This window comes from Streptomyces echinoruber, assembly GCF_014651135.1.
GTDB classification, from domain to species: Bacteria; Actinomycetota; Actinomycetes; order Streptomycetales; family Streptomycetaceae; genus Streptomyces; species Streptomyces echinoruber.
In genome coordinates, this window is record NZ_BMWH01000011.1 from 134,526 (window position 1) to 150,530 (window position 16,005).

Annotated in this window: 12 protein-coding genes; 9 read left to right on the plus strand and 3 right to left on the minus strand. The window is 73.9% G+C overall.

Annotated features, from left to right (window positions below):
* The first annotated feature begins 245 nt into the window (after positions 1-245).
* The 9 genes from IE225_RS15355 to IE225_RS15395 all read left to right on the plus strand — a co-directional run bounded on the left by IE225_RS15355 (position 246) and on the right by IE225_RS15395 (position 12,565).
* Positions 246-1,262: a ScbA/BarX family gamma-butyrolactone biosynthesis protein gene (locus tag IE225_RS15355; protein WP_190058056.1), complete on the plus strand. Its 1,017-nt coding sequence runs from the start codon at positions 246-248 to the stop codon at positions 1,260-1,262.
* Positions 1,253-1,969: an HAD family hydrolase gene (locus IE225_RS15360; protein WP_190058057.1), complete on the plus strand. Its 717-nt coding sequence runs from the start codon at positions 1,253-1,255 to the stop codon at positions 1,967-1,969. Before IE225_RS15355 ends, IE225_RS15360 begins: the two co-directional genes overlap by 10 nt.
* The gene (locus tag IE225_RS15365; protein WP_190058058.1) at positions 1,966-3,618 is read left to right on the plus strand and encodes an FAD-dependent monooxygenase; all 1,653 of its coding nucleotides are present in this window, start codon (positions 1,966-1,968) and stop codon (positions 3,616-3,618) included. Before IE225_RS15360 ends, IE225_RS15365 begins: the two co-directional genes overlap by 4 nt.
* Positions 3,599-5,863, plus strand: a complete 2,265-nt coding sequence (locus IE225_RS15370) for an MMPL family transporter (protein ID WP_190058059.1) — start codon at positions 3,599-3,601, stop codon at positions 5,861-5,863. Before IE225_RS15365 ends, IE225_RS15370 begins: the two co-directional genes overlap by 20 nt.
* Complete coding sequence (locus IE225_RS15375) at positions 5,860-6,936, plus strand: NAD-dependent epimerase/dehydratase family protein (protein ID WP_190058060.1); 1,077 nt, start codon at positions 5,860-5,862, stop codon at positions 6,934-6,936. The genes IE225_RS15370 and IE225_RS15375 overlap by 4 nt, the downstream gene beginning before the upstream one ends.
* Positions 6,933-8,039 (plus strand): alpha/beta hydrolase, encoded by a 1,107-nt coding sequence (locus IE225_RS15380; RefSeq protein ID WP_190058061.1) that lies wholly within the window; start codon positions 6,933-6,935, stop codon positions 8,037-8,039. The genes IE225_RS15375 and IE225_RS15380 overlap by 4 nt, the downstream gene beginning before the upstream one ends.
* A gap of 164 nt (positions 8,040-8,203) precedes the next feature.
* A complete protein-coding gene (locus IE225_RS15385) occupies positions 8,204-10,417 on the plus strand; it encodes an MMPL family transporter (protein ID WP_190058062.1) in 2,214 nt (737 codons plus the stop codon).
* Between the two features lie 218 nt (positions 10,418-10,635).
* Positions 10,636-11,604 (plus strand): type I pantothenate kinase, encoded by a 969-nt coding sequence (gene coaA, locus IE225_RS15390; RefSeq protein ID WP_190058063.1) that lies wholly within the window; start codon positions 10,636-10,638, stop codon positions 11,602-11,604.
* A gap of 16 nt (positions 11,605-11,620) precedes the next feature.
* The gene (locus tag IE225_RS15395) at positions 11,621-12,565 is read left to right on the plus strand and encodes a DUF389 domain-containing protein (RefSeq protein ID WP_190058064.1); all 945 of its coding nucleotides are present in this window, start codon (positions 11,621-11,623) and stop codon (positions 12,563-12,565) included.
* 84 nt (positions 12,566-12,649) lie between these two features.
* Here IE225_RS15395 and glmM read toward each other — a convergent pair whose 3' ends face one another.
* The 3 genes from glmM to rplM form a co-directional block, all read right to left on the minus strand.
* Positions 12,650-14,008, minus strand: a complete 1,359-nt coding sequence (gene glmM, locus IE225_RS15400; RefSeq protein ID WP_190058065.1) for a phosphoglucosamine mutase — start codon at positions 14,006-14,008, stop codon at positions 12,650-12,652.
* 242 nt (positions 14,009-14,250) lie between these two features.
* Positions 14,251-14,763 carry a 30S ribosomal protein S9 gene (rpsI, locus tag IE225_RS15405; protein ID WP_190058066.1) on the minus strand — a complete coding sequence of 171 codons (513 nt, stop codon included), beginning with the start codon at positions 14,761-14,763 and terminating at the stop codon, positions 14,251-14,253.
* Positions 14,764-14,808: 45 nt separating this feature from the next.
* A complete protein-coding gene (rplM, locus tag IE225_RS15410; RefSeq protein WP_190058067.1) occupies positions 14,809-15,252 on the minus strand; it encodes a 50S ribosomal protein L13 in 444 nt (147 codons plus the stop codon).
* Between the last annotated feature and the right edge of the window lie 753 nt (positions 15,253-16,005).

Here is a 16,005-nt window from a genome sequence, read left to right on the forward strand (position 1 = left end):
TTCCCGTCCGGTTCTCTCCGGTTCGTTCCGGCCGGCTCTTTCCGGTTCCCTCCGGTTCGTTCCCGGCCGGCTCTTTCCTGTTCGTTCCGGTTCGTTCCCGTCCGGTTTGCGCCGTCTTCCTCCGTGCCGCGTGCTTCCCGCCGCGCTTCCGCCGCCTTCAGCGCGCGTTCCAGCGTCCGGTCAGCGGCCGCCCGTTGACTCGTTCACGCACCTGCTTCACCCACGCCCGATCCGGAGGCACTGCTGTGACCGCATCCACGGACGACTCCGTGTCCGCCCCCGCCGTCTCCCTGTCCTTCAACGCGACCGTCGACCGCACGCTCGTGCACCGCGCCTCGGTGGCCGAGGTGTTCGTCACCGACTCGGTCGAGGTTCCGGGTTCCGCCGCGCAGGGCGACGGGCCCCGGGCGTACGACGTGGCCGCCCAGCTCCCCCGGGGGCACCTCGTGGGCGAGCACCCGTCGGCGTACGACTTCCTGCTGCTGGTGGAGGTGCTGCGGCAGACCGGCGTCGTCATCGCGCACCGCCACATGGACGTGCCGCTCTCCAGCGCCTTCATCTTCAGCGCCCTCCGCTACGAGCTGCTCGACCTGGAGGCGATCCGCATAGGTGACCGGCCGGCGCACGCGGTGACGCACGTCACCGCCCGGCCCGAGACGAACCGGGCGGGCCGGGTCCTCGGCTTCGAGTTCGGCGGTGTGCTGGACCTCGACGGCGTGCCCACGCTGCGCGCCTCGGGCGGCCTGACCTTCGTCGGCTCCCGGGCCTACCGCATGCTGCGGGCGAGCGGGCTGGAGCGGGCCCGGACCGCGGCCGTGCCCCGCACCCACCGTCCGGCGCCCGCCTCGCCGGGTGCGGTGGGGCGCCGCGACGTCCGCAACGTGGTCGTGACCGAGCCGGTGGTCGAGTCGGGCGGTGAGGCACGCGCGTTCCTCGTCGTCGACACCAAGCATCCGCACCTGTTCGACCACGCCCTCGACCACGTGCCCGGCAACCTCCAGCTGGAGGCGGCCCGGCAGCTCGCGGTGGCCGCGGTGGCCCGCTCGCACGGCCTGTCGTCGCAGGAGCTGCTGATCACCTCGGTGCGCGGCCGGTTCACCGAGTTCGCCGAACTGGGCCTGGCCACCCGCGTGACGGCACGGGTCGGCGGGGTGCGGCACGCCGAGGAGCTCGGCACGCTCACCGTCCCCGTCGAGGTGCGGCTCAGCCAGGACGACACGACCGTCAGCGAGATCACCCTGGAGGTGGCCCAGTGGCTGTGACCACCCTCGTCTGCGACTACGGCGGTGTGCTCACCAACCCGCTCGCCGAGACGTACCTGGCCTTCAGCGACCACACCGGCATCCCCCTCGACGAGCTGCAGGCCGCGTTCGGCCGGGCCGCGCACCGGTACGGGGTGAGCCCGATGGCCGAGCTGGAGACCGGCGCCATCGAGGAGGAGGAGCTGGTGCGCCGGGTCGTGGCCGAACTGCCCGAGGAGCTGCGCGGACGGGACCTCCTCGGCGGGCGCCCCTTCGGCGAGGTCTGGTTCCGCGGCCGCCGCGCCAACCGGGAACTCCTGGCCTTCCTGCGCCTCGTCCGCGCCGAGGGGCACCGGGTGGCGCTGCTCACCAACAACGTCCGCGCCTGGCGGCCGCGGTGGCGCGCCACCCTCTCCCCCGACGGCTCCGGCGACCTCGGCGGCCTGTTCGACCTCGTCGTCGACTCCAGCGAGGAGGGCGTCCGCAAACCGGACCCCGAGATCTACCGCCGGCTGCTGTCCCGGCTCGGTGCCGCCCCGGAGACGGTCCTGTTCCTGGACGACCTGGAGGAGAACTGCGCGGCGGCGCGTGCCCTCGGCATGCGCGCGGTGCGGTTCGAGACCACGGCGCAGGCGGTCGCGGACGTGGCGGCGGCCATGGGGGTGCCGGTCGGCGCGCCCCACCACGACCTCGCGCTGGGCGTGCTGTGCCGGGGAGGCCGGCGGTGAGCCGGGACAGCGACGTCCTCGTCGTGGGCGCCGGGCCGACCGGGCTCGCCGCGGCGTGCACCCTGCTGCGCGAGGGCGTACCCGTCCGCGTGGTGGACCGGCGCCGCGGCCCGACCGCCCTGCCCAAGGCCCTGATCGTGTGGAGCGGCGCGCTGGAGGTGCTCGACCGGCTCGGGGTGGCCGACGCGCTCGCGGAACGCGCGCTGCGGCTGCGCGGCGCCTCCTACTGGTCGCGGGGCCGCGCCGTCGCCTCCGTGGGCTTCGGCGCGCTGGCCGGCAGCCGCTTCCCGGGACCGCTGTGCGTGCCGCAGCCCGTCACCGAGGAACTGCTGTACGAGCGGCTCCTGCAGCTCGGCGGGCGCGTCGAGTGGGGCACCGAGGCCGCGGACGTCACCGTCGAGGGCGACGCGGTGCGCGTCGGGCTGCGCACCGCGCCGGGCGGCGCGCACCCGCCGGGGACGCCGGCCGCGCCGCAGACCGCGCGGGCCCGCTGGCTGGTCGCGGCGGACGGGGCGCACAGCACCGTCCGCACGTCGCTGGGGATTCCCTTCGAAGGCGGCACGTACGCCCGTGACTTCCTGCTCGGCGACGGGGTGGTCAAGGTCGAGGGCCCGGCCGCCGTTCCGGTGGACGAGGCCCAGTACCACCTCACCCCGGACGGGGTGCTCGTCGTCGTCGCGCTGCCCGAGGGCGGTCACCGGGTCTTCTTCGACCAGCCGGCCGGCAGCGGCGAGGCCGCCCCCGCGCTGCCCGAGCTGCAGGCGCTCCTCGACGCCCGCGGGCCCGGCGGCTGGACCCTCGCCGACACCACCTGGACCAGCCGGTTCCGCGTGCACACCAGGGTCGCGGCCCGGTTCCGGCAGGGTCCGGTGCTGCTGGCCGGGGACGCGGCGCACTGCCACAGCCCGGCCGGCGGCCAGGGGCTGAACACCGGTGTGCAGGACGCCTACGACCTGGGCTGGAAACTGACCGCCGTACTCGGCGGGGCGGACGAGAGTCTGCTGGACAGCTACGAGGCCGAGCGCCGGCCCGCCGCGGTGCGCGCCGTTTCCCGGGCCGACGCGCAGACCAGGCTGTGGCTGCTGCGCTCCCCGCTGGCCCGGCTGGCGCGCGACACCGCCCTGCGCGCGCTGTCGGCGAGCGGCCTGCTGGAGAAGCGGCTGGTGCCGGAGCTGGCCCAGGTGGACCCGGACCTGACGGGCAGCCCCGCGGTGGGCGGGCCCGCCGGGGACGGCATCGTGCCGGGCCGCCGGATCCCCGACGCGCCCCTGTCGGCCCTGCACGGCCGGCAGGCCGACACCCTGCACGGCTACCTGGCGGCGGGCCGCCACACCGTCGTCGTCCTGGGCACGTCGGCGTACGACGAGGCGGCCGTCCGCGCCGCGCGGCGGGCCTGCGCGCACGACACGACCGGCCGGCTCGACGTCCTGCTGATCCGCCCCGGCGCGCTGCCCGGTGCGGGCGCGCTGCCCGCCCACGACACCGCGGACGGGCGCCTGGGCACGACGTCCCAGGCCGTGTACGTCCGCCCGGACGGCGTGGTCGGCGCCCGCCTGCCGCTGGGAGGAACGGCGGACGTCAACGATCTGCTGGCCCGCGTCCCCGTCCTGAAGGGAGCCGTGAACCACCGTGTTCCGCCCACGCGGTAGCCGAAAGCCCGAACCCGGCACGCCTCCCGCGGGCCGCCCGGGGGTCCGCGCCCCTTGGCTGGTCCTCCTCTTCGGGCTGCTCTTCGTCGTCAACGCCGTCGTCGTCGGCTCCGACGTGGGCGGCCGGCTGCACGGCGGCGGCACCACCGACCCGGCGTCCGCGTCGGCCCGGGCCGACGCGCTGCTGGAACGCCACTTCCCGACCGGCGCCCCCAACCTCGTCCTGCTCGTGCGGGGCAGCGCCCCCGGGGCCCGGGTCGACGACGCCCGCGTCGCGGCGCAGGGCGCGCGGCTCACCGAGCGTCTCGCCTTCGAACCCGGGGTGGAGGGGGTCAGCTCGTACTGGCAGACCGGCTCGCCGCAGTTGCGGTCGGCCGACCGCCGCGAGGCGCTGGTGGTGGCGCATCTGGCGGGCGGCGAGGACGAGACGGCCCGGGTGCTGCACCGTCTCGCGCCCCGCTACCGGGGCAGTCCGCCGGGCGCCGGGGCGCTCGAGGTGCGCATCGGCGGCACGGTCGCCGTGCGGGAGCAGATCCAGTCGACCGTCCGCGACGATCTGCGCACCGCGGAGCTGATCGCGCTGCCCCTGACGCTGGCCGTGCTGGTGCTGGTGTTCGGCAGCGTCGTCGCCGCGCTGCTCCCGCTGGGTGTCGGCCTGGTGGCGATCGCCGGCACCGACGCCGCGCTGCGGCTGCTCACCTCGTTCACCGAGGTGTCGGTGTTCGCCCAGAACCTGACCACGGCGCTCGGCCTGGGCCTCGCCATCGACTACGCCCTGCTGCTGGTGCGCCGCTTCCGCGAGGAACTGGAGACGGGCGCCGACCCGCAGGCCGCGGTGGGCCGCACCCTGCGCACCGCGGGCCGCACGGTCGCGTTCTCCGCGCTGACCGTCGCCGTGTCCCTGGCCGCGATGCTGGTCTTCCCGCTGTACTTCCTGCGCTCGTTCGCGTACGCGGGCATCAGCGTCGTCCTGCTCGCCGCGACGGCCGCGCTGGTGCTGCTGCCCGCGGCGCTGCGGCTGCTGGGCCGGCGCGTCGACGCGCTGCGGCTGCGCCGCCGGGGCGCCGCCCGTCCGGGCCGGGCGGCCGCGCACGTCGTGCGCCACCCGGTGCGCTACGCCGTGGCGGTCACGGCCCTGCTGCTCGTCGCCGGCGCCCCCTTCCTGCGCGCCGAGTACGGCACCGCCGACGACCGGCAACTGCCCGCGTCGGCCGAGGCCCGCGCGGTGCAGGACGCGATCCGCACCGACTTCGCCGCGGGCGCGACCGGGGGCGTCGAGATCGTCGCCCGCGGCGGCCCCCGGCTCGGCGCGTACGCGGCCCGCCTGTCGGCGCTGGAGTCGGTGGCCGAGGTGGACACGCCCCGCGGCACCTACCGTGCCGGACGCCTCGCCGCCGCCGCGGGCCCGGCCGACGCCGCGCGGGCCGCCGACGGCCTGAACCGGATCACCGTGGTGCCGCGCAAGGGCGTCGAGGAGTTCTCCCCGCGCGGCGCCCGCCTCGTGCGGCAGGTGCGGAAGGTCGGTGCCGACCGCGCGTTCCGGTCCCTGGCGCCCCTCGCGGGCGGGCCGGCGGCCGCCCTGCAGGACAGCAAGCACGCCATCGCGGCGAAGCTGCCCGTCGCCGGTCTCGTCGTCGCCCTGGCCACCGTGGTGCTGGTGTTCCTGCTGACGGGCAGTCTGCTGCTGCCCCTGCTCTCCGTGGTGTTCGGCGCGCTGAGCCTGACCGCGATGTTCGGCCTGGTCGTCCGGGTGTTCCAGCAGGGCGACCTGTCCGGCCTGCTCGGGTTCACCCCGACCGGCACCATCGAGACGACCCTTCCGGTGCTGATGTTCTGCGTGGCGTTCGGCCTCTCCATGGACTACGGCGTCTTCCTGCTGTCCCGGATCAAGGAGGAGCACGACCGCACGGGCGATCCGACGGCGGCGATCGTGACGGGGATGCGACGCACCAGCGGCCTGATCACCGCGGCCGCGCTCATCCTGTCCATCGTCTTCGTCGCCATCGGCACCTCGCGGATCACCAATATCAAGATGCTCGGCCTGGGCTGCGCGGTCGCGGTCCTGACCGATGCGACCGTGGTGCGTGGACTGCTCGTACCGGCCCTGCTGCGGCTCGCCGGGCACGCCGCCTGGTGGGCCCCGACTCCGCTGCGCCGTTTCCAGGAGCGGTTCGGTCTGCGCGAGGAGAGCGCCGGCACCCCCTCCCCCCTGTCCTCCGACACCGAACTGGAGCCCGTGAGATGACCCGGGAACCCGATCCCGCCCCGCCCCGCCGCATCGTCGTCACCGGAGCCACCGGCCTGCTCGGCACGGCCGTCGTGGAGCGGCTGCTGACCGAGGGCTGCGAGGTGACCGCCCTGGTGCGGGACCCCGCCAAGGCGGCCCGGCAGTTGCCCTCCGGGCTGCGGCTGTCCGTGGTACGGGCCGACGTGACCGACCCGGCGAGCTACCGCGCCACCCTTCCCGGCGCCGCCGCGGTCATCCACACGGCCGCCTACTTCCGCGAGTACTACCAGCCGGACGCCGACCTGGCCCTGCTGCACGCCACCAACGTCGACGCGGTCACCGTCCTGCTGCACGAGGCGGCCGACGCCGGGGTGCCCACGGTCGTGCACACCAGTTCCATCAACACGCTCGCCCCGGGCACCGCCGAGCACCCGGCCGACGAGTCGGCCCCGCCGCCGCGGGACTGGGAGAGCAACGCCTACCGGGCCAGCAAGGTACGGGCCGAGCAGGCCGTCGCCGCGTTCGGCGCGAAGCGGCCGGAGCTGCGGGTGCCGATCGTGCTGCCCGGCTGGATGTGGGGCCCCGCGGACGCCGGGCCCACCTCGGCCGGCCGGCTCTTCCTGGCCGTCGCCCGGGGCGAGATGCGCGCGGTGCCCCGCGCGGGCAACCACGTGGTGGACGCGCGGGACGTGGCATACGCACTGGTGCGGGCGGTGGACCACGGCCGGCACCTGCGCCGCTACATCGTCGCCGGCCGCTGGCAGGCGCTCTCCGCGACCTGTGCGGGCATCGCGGCCAGTGTCGGGGTGCCCGCGCCCCGGCAGATCCCGGCGGGCGCGGCCCTGGCCTTCGCCACCGTCCTCCAGGCGCGGGCGAGGCTGCGCGGCGTGCCGCCCGTCGCCACGCGGGAGGGCGTGCGGGTCCTGCTGGACGGCAACCGCACCCGGATCACCTCCGCCCGCGCCCAGCGCGAACTGGGCGTCACCTTCCGGCCGTTGCAGGAGACCTTCGCCGACATGGCCGCCTGGTACCGCCGGGCCGGGATGCTCGGCGCCGAGCACACCGCACCCGAGGAGCGCACGCGATCATGAGGATCCGTCTGAAGTCCGCCCTGCTGACGGCCGCCGCGGCGGTCCTCGCCGTGACGCCGGTGTACTGGGCGAACGCCGTCGCCAAGGACACACCGCCCCGGGCGGCGGCGCCCCGGTCCGGACAGCCCGGCACGGACCGCGAGCCCTTCGCCCTCGACCGGGACATCACCGACCTGCCGGTGAGCTTCACCGTCCGCAACATCAACCGCACCCCGGCCGCCTGCCCCACCGACGGCAGGACGTACACGGTCCGCGGCCACCTCACCGCGCCCACCGCCCTGCTGGCACGCGGCGGCACCCAGGCCGTCACGCTCTACGAGCACGGCATCGCGGCCGGCGAGTGGTACTGGCGGCTGCCCGCCCGGGGCTACCACCACACCGAGGAGCTGGCCCGGCGCGGCCACGCCTCGCTCACCATCGACCGCCTCGGCTACGACAGCAGCGACAAGCCCGACGGCTACGCCACGTGCATCGGCGGCCAGGCCGACATCGCCCACCAGATCGTGCAGCAGCTCCGCCACGGCACCTACCACGTCCGCGGCACCGCACCGAGGTTCGCCAAGGTCTTCCTCGCCGGGCAGTCCAACGGCGGGCAGATCGTGCAGATCGAGGCCTACTCCTTCCACGACGTCGACGGCCTGGTGATCATGGACTGGACGGACCGCGGCCTGACCCCGCAGGCCAACGCCCGTTTCTTCACCTCCCTGCAGACCTGCCTGCGCGGCGGCACCCACGGCTACGCCTACTACGACCTGGGCACCCGCGAGTTCCGGTCGGGCAACTTCCACGACACCGACCCGGCCGTCGAGGACCTCGCCGCCCCGCTGCAGAACCGCCACCCGTGCGGCGACATGGTCTCCCAGCTCGGCGCGGTCCTCGTCGACGTCCAGCGCCTGCGGACCATCACCGTGCCGGTGCTCTTCCTCTACGGGGAGGACGACGCCCGGGTGCGGGGCGGGGCCCAGCAACGGGCCCTGTTCACCGGGGCCAAGGACACCCGGCTCGTCACGGTCGGGGGCGCCGGCCACTACATGGGCATGGCCCGCAACGCGCACGTCGTGCACGACACGCTCGCCGCCTGGCTGCACGCGCACGGCGGCTGACCGCCGTCCCTCCGCCTCCCCGTCTCCCCGCGCCTCTCCGCGCTCTTCCGCTCCCCTCCGCATCCCGTCCCTCCCCTCTCTTCCGCTCCCCTCCCCTCCGCCTCCCGTCCCTCCCCTCCCCTCCGCTCCGCCCACCGTCATCCGATTCCCGAAGGAGTCACGCCATGTCAGCCAAGCCGCCGGTCCTCGACCGGCTCGGCACCCTCACCACCGTCAGGCGGCGTGCCGTGCTGATCACCGCGGCGGTCCTGTTCCTGCTGGCCGCCGCCGTGGGGGCGGGAGCACAGTCCGCGCTGTCGCTGTCCCGGTTCGAGGCGCCCGGCTCGCCGTCCTGGTCCGCGGACGACGTGCTGCACCGGGAGTTCAAGGACGGCTCGCCCAACTTCGTGCTGCTGGTGACCGCCCGGCACGGCACCGTCGACGATCCGGCCGTCGCCGCCGCGGGCCGCGCCCTGACCGGCGAGCTGGCCCGGACCGAGGGCGTGGACACGGCGGGTTCGTACTGGACCCGCGGTCCGCACAGCCCGCTGGTGAGCACCGACCGCAGGCAGGCCCTGGTGGTGGCCTGGCTGCACGGCAGCCCGACCCACGTCCGCGGCGAACTCGCCGACGTCTCCCCGCGTTTCACCCGCACCACACCGCTGCTCACGGTCCGTCCCGGCGGTCAGGACGAGGTGTTCCGGCAGGTCGGTGAGGAGACCCGCAAGGATTTCCTGCGGGCCGAGGCGGTGATCGTCCCGTCCGTGTTCCTGCTGCTGCTCGTGCTCTACCGGCGCTGGGCGGCTGCCGCCCTCACCCTCGCCGTCGGCTTCTTCTCGGTGCTCGCCTCCCTCGCCCTGCTGCGCGGCGTGACGCTGTTCACGGACGTGTCGACGTTCGCGGCGAACCTGGCGCTTGTGCTGGGTCTCGGACTCGGCCTGGACTACAGCCTGTTCGTGATCGCCCGCTTCCGTGAGGAGGCGCAGGCGGGCGGCGACCGGCTCGCCGCCGTGCGCCGCACGGTCTCCAGCGCCGGCCGCACCGTCCTGTTCAGCGGTTTCACCGTGGCCGCCTCCCTGGCGGCCCTGTTCGCCTTCCCGTTCCCCTTCCTGCGCTCCTTCGCCTACGCGGGCATCGCGGTCGTGGTCACCTCGGCGTTCGGCGCGGTGGTGCTGCTGCCCGCGGCCCTCGCGACGGTCGGGCAGCGCACCCTGCGTCCCGGCCGGGCCGGCCGGGACGCGCAGCTCGCCTCGGGCCGCTGGTACCGGGCGGCGCTGCGCGTGATGCGCCGCCCGCTGCTGTACGGGCTGCCCGTCCTGGCCGTCCTGCTGGCGCTCGGCGCGCCGTTCCTGGGCGCCCGGTTCGGCCTGCCGGACGAGCGGGTGCTGCCGGCGTCGGCGTCCAGCCGGGTGGTGCAGGAGCGGATCGACGCCGCGTTCCCCGCGCAGGAGACCGACGCGCTGCAGGTCGTCGCCCGGGACGCCGGGGAACGGGCCGCCGCCTACGCGCGGCGCCTGTCGGCCCTGCCGGGCACCTACCAGGTCGACACCGCGACCGGCACGTACCGCGCCGGCACCCGTATCGCGCCCGTCGCCGATCCGGCCCGCTACCGCGCCGACGGCGGCCGCCTGGTCCGCTTCTCCGTCGTGCCCGGCAAGCGCGCGCTGAACGGCGACATGGCCGACTACGTGGCCGCCGTCCGCGCCGTCGAGCCGCCCTCGCCGGACGTCCGGGTGGGCGGTTTCCCCGCCGACATGGCGGACTTCCGCTCGGCGCTGCTGCACCGGCTGCCCTACGTCGTCGCGGCGATCCTGCTCATCACCTTCACCGTCCTGTTCCTGATGACGGGCAGCCTGCTGATCCCGGCGAAGGCCACCGTGGCCAACCTGCTGTCCCTGACGGTGATGTTCGGCGTCCTCGTGTGGGTCTTCCAGGACGGGCACCTGTCGGGCGTCCTGGGCTTCACCGCGTCCGGGCGGATGGAGCCGAGCATCCCGATCCTGATGTTCTGCATCGCCTACGGCCTGTCCATGGACTACGAGGTGTTCATCATGGCCAGGATCGCGGAGGCCCACGACCGCACGGGCGACACCCGCACCGCCGTCGCCGAGGGCATCCAGCGCAGCGCCCCGCTGGTCAGCGCGGCCGCCGGCATCCTCGCCCTGACCTTCGCCACCTACACGACGGGCTCCGTCGTCTTCCTGAAGGAACTGGGCGTCGGCATGGCGCTCGCGGTCCTGGTGGACGCGTTGCTGATCCGCACGGTGCTCGTCCCGGCGTTCATGCGGCTGGCGGGGAACGCCAACTGGTGGGCACCCGCGCCGCTGAAGCGGCTGCACGGACGCTACGGCCTGCGCGAGAGCGCGGCCACGCCACGGCCCGCGCCGCACACGCCCTGACCCACGGCCCGCACCGCACACGCCCTGACCCACGGCCCGCACCGCACACGCCCTGACCCGCGGCCCGCGCCGCGCCCGCGCCGCGCCCGCTCCACGCGCGGGCGCGGCGCGGATTCCGGGCGCCCCCGGCCCGGGCGGCGGGCCCCGCGTGACGCACCCCACCCCCCGCCCCGTTCAAACTCCGTTAACAATGGACTGTGATCTCTCCGGTCTCCTCGATGCCCCGGAGCGCCCACCGGAACCGTCCGGAGGCGACTCCCTACGTCGATCTCACCCGCGCGGAGTGGAGCGCACTGCGGGACAAGACGCCGCTGCCGCTGAGCGCGGAGGAGGTGGAGCGGCTGCGCGGCCTGGGCGACGTGATCGACCTGGATGAGGTGCGCGACATCTACCTGCCGCTGTCCCGGCTGCTCAACCTCTACGTCGGCGCCACGGACGGCCTGCGCGGCGCCCTGAACACCTTCCTCGGCGAGCAGGGCTCCCAGTCCGGCACGCCGTTCGTCATAGGCGTCGCCGGCTCGGTCGCGGTCGGCAAGTCCACCGTCGCCCGCCTGCTGAAGGCGCTCCTGGCCCGCTGGCCCGAGCACCCGCGCGTGGAGCTGGTCACCACCGACGGCTTCCTGCTGCCGATGAAGGAGCTGCAGGCCCGCGGCCTGATGTCCCGCAAGGGCTTCCCCGAGTCCTACGACCGCCGCGCCCTGACCCGGTTCGTCGCCGACGTCAAGGCCGGCAAGGACGAGGTCACCGCGCCCGTCTACTCCCACCTGATCTACGACATCGTCCCCGGCGAGAAGCTCGTGGTGCGCCGCCCCGACATCCTCATCGTCGAGGGCCTGAACGTCCTGCAGCCCGCCCTGCCCGGCAAGGACGGCCGCACCCGCGTCGCGGTCGCGGACTACTTCGACTTCAGCGTGTACGTCGACGCCCGCACCGAGGACATCGAGCGCTGGTACCTCAACCGCTTCAAAAAGCTGCGCGAGACCGCCTTCCAGGACCCGTCCTCCTACTTCCGCAAGTACACGCAGGTGTCGGAGGAGGAGGCCCTGGACTACGCGCGCACGATGTGGCGCACGATCAACAAGCCGAACCTGGTGGAGAACATCGCCCCGACCCGCGGCCGCGCCACCCTGATCCTGCGCAAGGGCCCGGACCACAAGGTGCAGCGCCTCAGCCTGCGCAAGCTGTGACGTCTACGCTGCCGCCATGCTGCATCTGCGTGTGATCACCCCGGCCGACCGGACCGACGACGTGGTCCGGCTGATCGAGCGGACGGTCGGCACCACCCACCTGGTGGTCCTGCCGGGCGCCGCCCGCGACCCCGCCGGCGACGTCGTGCTGTGCGACGTGGCGCGGGAGGCGGGCGACGAGCTGCTCACCGGGCTGCAGCGGCTGGGCCTCGCGGACAGCGGTTCCATCGCCGTGGAGAACATCGACCTGTCGCTGTCGCGGCGGGCCGACCGGGCCGAGGAGGAGGCGCCCGGCGAAAGCGCGGACGCGGTGCTGTGGGAGCACCTGGTCGAGGCGACGCACGAGGAGTCGACCCTGTCGGTGACGTACGTCGCCTTCCTCACGCTCGCCACGATGATCGCGGCCTGCGGCGTCGTCCTGGACAACGCCATCCTGATCGTGGGCGCGATGGCGGTCGGGCCGGAGTTCGGGCCGCTGGCGGGCATCTCCACGGCGGTGGTGCGCCCCGCGCCCCGGCTCGCGCTGCGCTCGCTGGTGGCGCTGCTGGTGGGTTTCGCGGCCGCGATGGCGCTGACGGCGGGCTTCAGCCTGTTCATGGACGCCGTGGGGCTGTTCAGCGAGGGGCGGCTGGAGGCCGACCGGCCCAACACCGGCTTCATCTACGCCCCCGACTGGTTCTCCTTCGTCGTGGCGGTCCTCGCCGGAGCCGCCGGCACGCTGTCCCTGACCTCCGCCAAGTCCGGCGCCCTGGTCGGCGTGGCGATCTCCGTGACGACGGTGCCGGCCGCCGCCAATGCGGCCGTGGCCCTGGTCTACGGCGACACCCACCAGACCCTGCGGTCGACGGAGCAGCTCCTGCTGAACCTGCTCGGCATCCTGCTGGCGGGCACGCTCACGCTGCTCGCCCAGAAGTGGTTCTGGTCCAGGCAGCGCGAGCGCACCCGCGGGCCGGCGGTCTGACCGGCGAGCGCACCCGCGGGCCGGCGGTCCAAAAGGCTCATGAGAAGGCTCAGGAGAAGGCTCATGAAGACCCTGGTGAGCCTTCTAGCCGAGCGCCGACTTCACCGCGTCCGCCAGCCGCCCGGCCACCGACCGCGCCTGGTCGATGTCCGCGGCCTCGACCATCACCCGCACCAGCGGCTCGGTGCCCGAGGGCCGCAGCAGCACGCGCCCGGTGGAGCCCAGCTCCCGCTCGGCCTCGGCGACGGCGGCGGCCAGCTCGGCGGAGGTCTTCACCCGGGACTTGTCGACGTCGGGGACGTTGATGAGGACCTGCGGCAGCCGCTCCATCACCGACGCCAGTTCCCGCAGCGTGCGGCCGGTCTCGGCGACCCGAGCCGCCAGCAGCAGGCCGGTCAGGGTGCCGTCGCCGGTGGTGGCGTGGTCGAGGACGATGACGTGCCCGGACTGCTCGCCGCCGAGCGCGTAGCCGTTCTCCTTCATCTCCTCCAGCACGTACCGGTCGCCGACCGCGGTCTGCACGAGCCGGATGCCCGCGCGCTCCATGGCGAGCTTGAAGCCCAGGTTCGACATCACGGTCGCGACGACGGTGTCGGAGCGCAGTGCGGAACGCTCCCGCATCGCCAGCGCGAGCACGGACAGGATCTGGTCGCCGTCGACCTCCTCGCCGGTGTGGTCCACCGCGAGGCAGCGGTCGGCGTCGCCGTCGTGCGCGATGCCGAGGTCGGCGCCGTGCTCGACGACGGCCGCCTTGAGCTTGTCGAGGTGGGTGGAGCCGTAGCCGTCGTTGATGTTGAGGCCGTCGGGCTCGGCGCCGATGGTGATCACCTCGGCGCCGGCCCGCCGGAACGCCTCGGGCGAGACCCGGAAGGCCGCGCCGTGCGCCTCGTCCAGGACGATCCGCAGCCCGTCGAGGCGGTGCGGGAGGACGGCGAGCAGGTGCTCGACGTAGCGGTCGAGGCCCTCCTCGTAGGAGCGGACGCGTCCGACGCCCGCGCCGGTGGGCCGCTCCCACGGCTCGCCGCGCTTGTGCTCCTCGTACACGGTCTCGATGCGGTCCTCCAGCTCGTCGGCGAGTTTGTGGCCGCCGCGGGCGAAGAACTTGATGCCGTTGTCCGGCATGGCGTTGTGGCTGGCGGAGAGCATCACGCCCAGGTCGGCGCCGAGCGCGGCGGTGAGGTGGGCGACCGCGGGTGTCGGCAGCACGCCGACGCGCAGCACGTCCACGCCGGCGCTGGCCAGGCCGGCGACCACGGCGGCCTCCAGGAACTCCCCGGACGCGCGCGGGTCCCGCCCGACCACCGCCGTCGGCCGGTGGCCCTCGAAGGTGCCCGCCTCGGCCAGTACGTGCGCCGCGGCGACGGAGAGGCCGAGTGCCATCTCGGCCGTCAGATCCGCGTTGGCGACGCCGCGCACGCCGTCCGTGCCGAAGAGTCGTCCCACTTGTCCTCCTGAGCAAACATCAGTTCCGAACAGCCCCGCCGAGGGCGTCCGCGGCGTCCGGCCCACCGGGCGAATCGTTCCGTCCGGATCTGCCGCGGGGGGGCGTACGACGCCCGGTCATCAGATCACACGAGCCTGAGAGCGTCTTGTGCCGTTATACGCCTCCGGCCGCGATAAACGAACGCCCCGGCGGGCACAGTGGCGTGCCGCCGGGGCGTTCGGAGTACAGCAGGCAGCAGGGGTCAGCGCTTGCTGTACTGCGGAGCCTTGCGGGCCTTCTTCAGACCGGCCTTCTTGCGCTCGACCGCGCGGGCGTCGCGGCGGAGGAAGCCGGCCTTCTTCAGCGGGCCGCGGTTGTTGTCCACGTCCGCCTCGTTCAGGGCGCGGGCCAGACCCAGGCGCAGGGCGCCGGCCTGACCGGAGACGCCGCCGCCGGAGATGCGGGCGATGACGTCGTAGCGGCCCTCCAGCTCGAGCACCTTGAAGGGCTCGTTGACCTCCTGCTGGTGCACCTTGTTCGGGAAGTAGTCCTCGAGGGTGCGGCCGTTGATCTTCCACTTGCCGGTGCCCGGGACGATCCGGACGCGGGCGATGGCGTTCTTGCGGCGGCCCAGGCCGGCGGCCGGCTGGGGCTCGCCGAAGCGGGAGGCGAGGGACTCCGAGGTGTACTCGCCCTCGACGGGGGCCTCGGACTCGGTGGTGTAGCTGTCGAGGTCAAGCTCTTCGAGCGGCTGCTCGGGGGTGGTCTCGGCCACGGTTCTCCTCAGATTCTCTATCTCAGTCTTAGGGGGTGGCCGGACTTACTGCGCGACCTGACGGATCTCGTACGGCACCGGCTGCTGGGCCTGGTGCGGGTGCTGGTCACCCCGGTAGACCTTCAGCTTCGAGAGCATCTGACGGCCCAGGGAGTTTTTCGGGAGCATGCCCTTGACGGCCTTCTCGATGGCCTTCTCCGGGTTCTTCTCGAGCAGCTCGTCGTAGCGGACGGAGCGCAGACCGCCCGGGTAGCCGGAGTGGCGGTAGGCCATCTTCTGGGTCCGCTTGTTGCCGGAGAGGTGCACCTTGTCGGCGTTGATGATGACGACGAAGTCACCGGTGTCGACGTGGGGCGCGTAGATCGGCTTGTGCTTGCCCCTCAGAAGAGTGGCGGCGGTCGACGCCAGGCGGCCCAGGACGACATCCTGGGCGTCGATGACGTGCCACTGGCGGGTGACATCGCCGGGCTTGGGGCTGTACGTACGCACGGTTCGTAGCCTTCGCTTCTTCAGTGAATGGTCCTGACAAGGTCACCGAAGACGATCACGACAGCCTTGACCGCACGGCGGTGACGCAAGCCGCGTGCTGATCGCTGGTCATCGGCCCGGTGGACCGGTGTAAGGCCCCTCACGTGAGATTGAGCAAGCCAATACACAACAAGGAAGTAGGGTACCCGCCGCCGGGCAGCGGGGTCAAAACGGGATCGCGGCACCCGGCGTGCCGCCGTTGACCTGCACCGACCTGCACCGACACGGCCCTCTTCCGCACCATCATCGTACCGGCGCCCGGCACCCCGGCGTCCGGCACCCGGCACCACCGCCGCCGGCGACGCCCAGGAAACACCCCTCGCCGAACTCGACCGAACAGGAACAAAACGGTCCGGACCCGACCGGTCCGCTCTCCCGGAGACGCCACTCGGAGACGCCCCTCGGAGACGCCCCTCGAAGACGGCCGCGCCGGCCACCCCGGAGACGACCACACCGCCCCTCCCCGGAAACACCTCCGCCGCCCCCGCGGGAAGACGGGAACACGGGAACCGGGAAGACGGGAACACGGGAACACGGGAACACGGGAACACGGACCGCGGGCACAAGGTCCGGGATGCCCCGAACCCGGGACCCGAAGCACCCGGAGATGTCGCCTTTGCCCGCCCCGGACGCCGAATCCCCGGAACTGCCGGGCCACTTGAGGCGGACCGGAGGCGGACCAGAGGGGGGCGCGCCCCGTCTAAGATGCGCCCC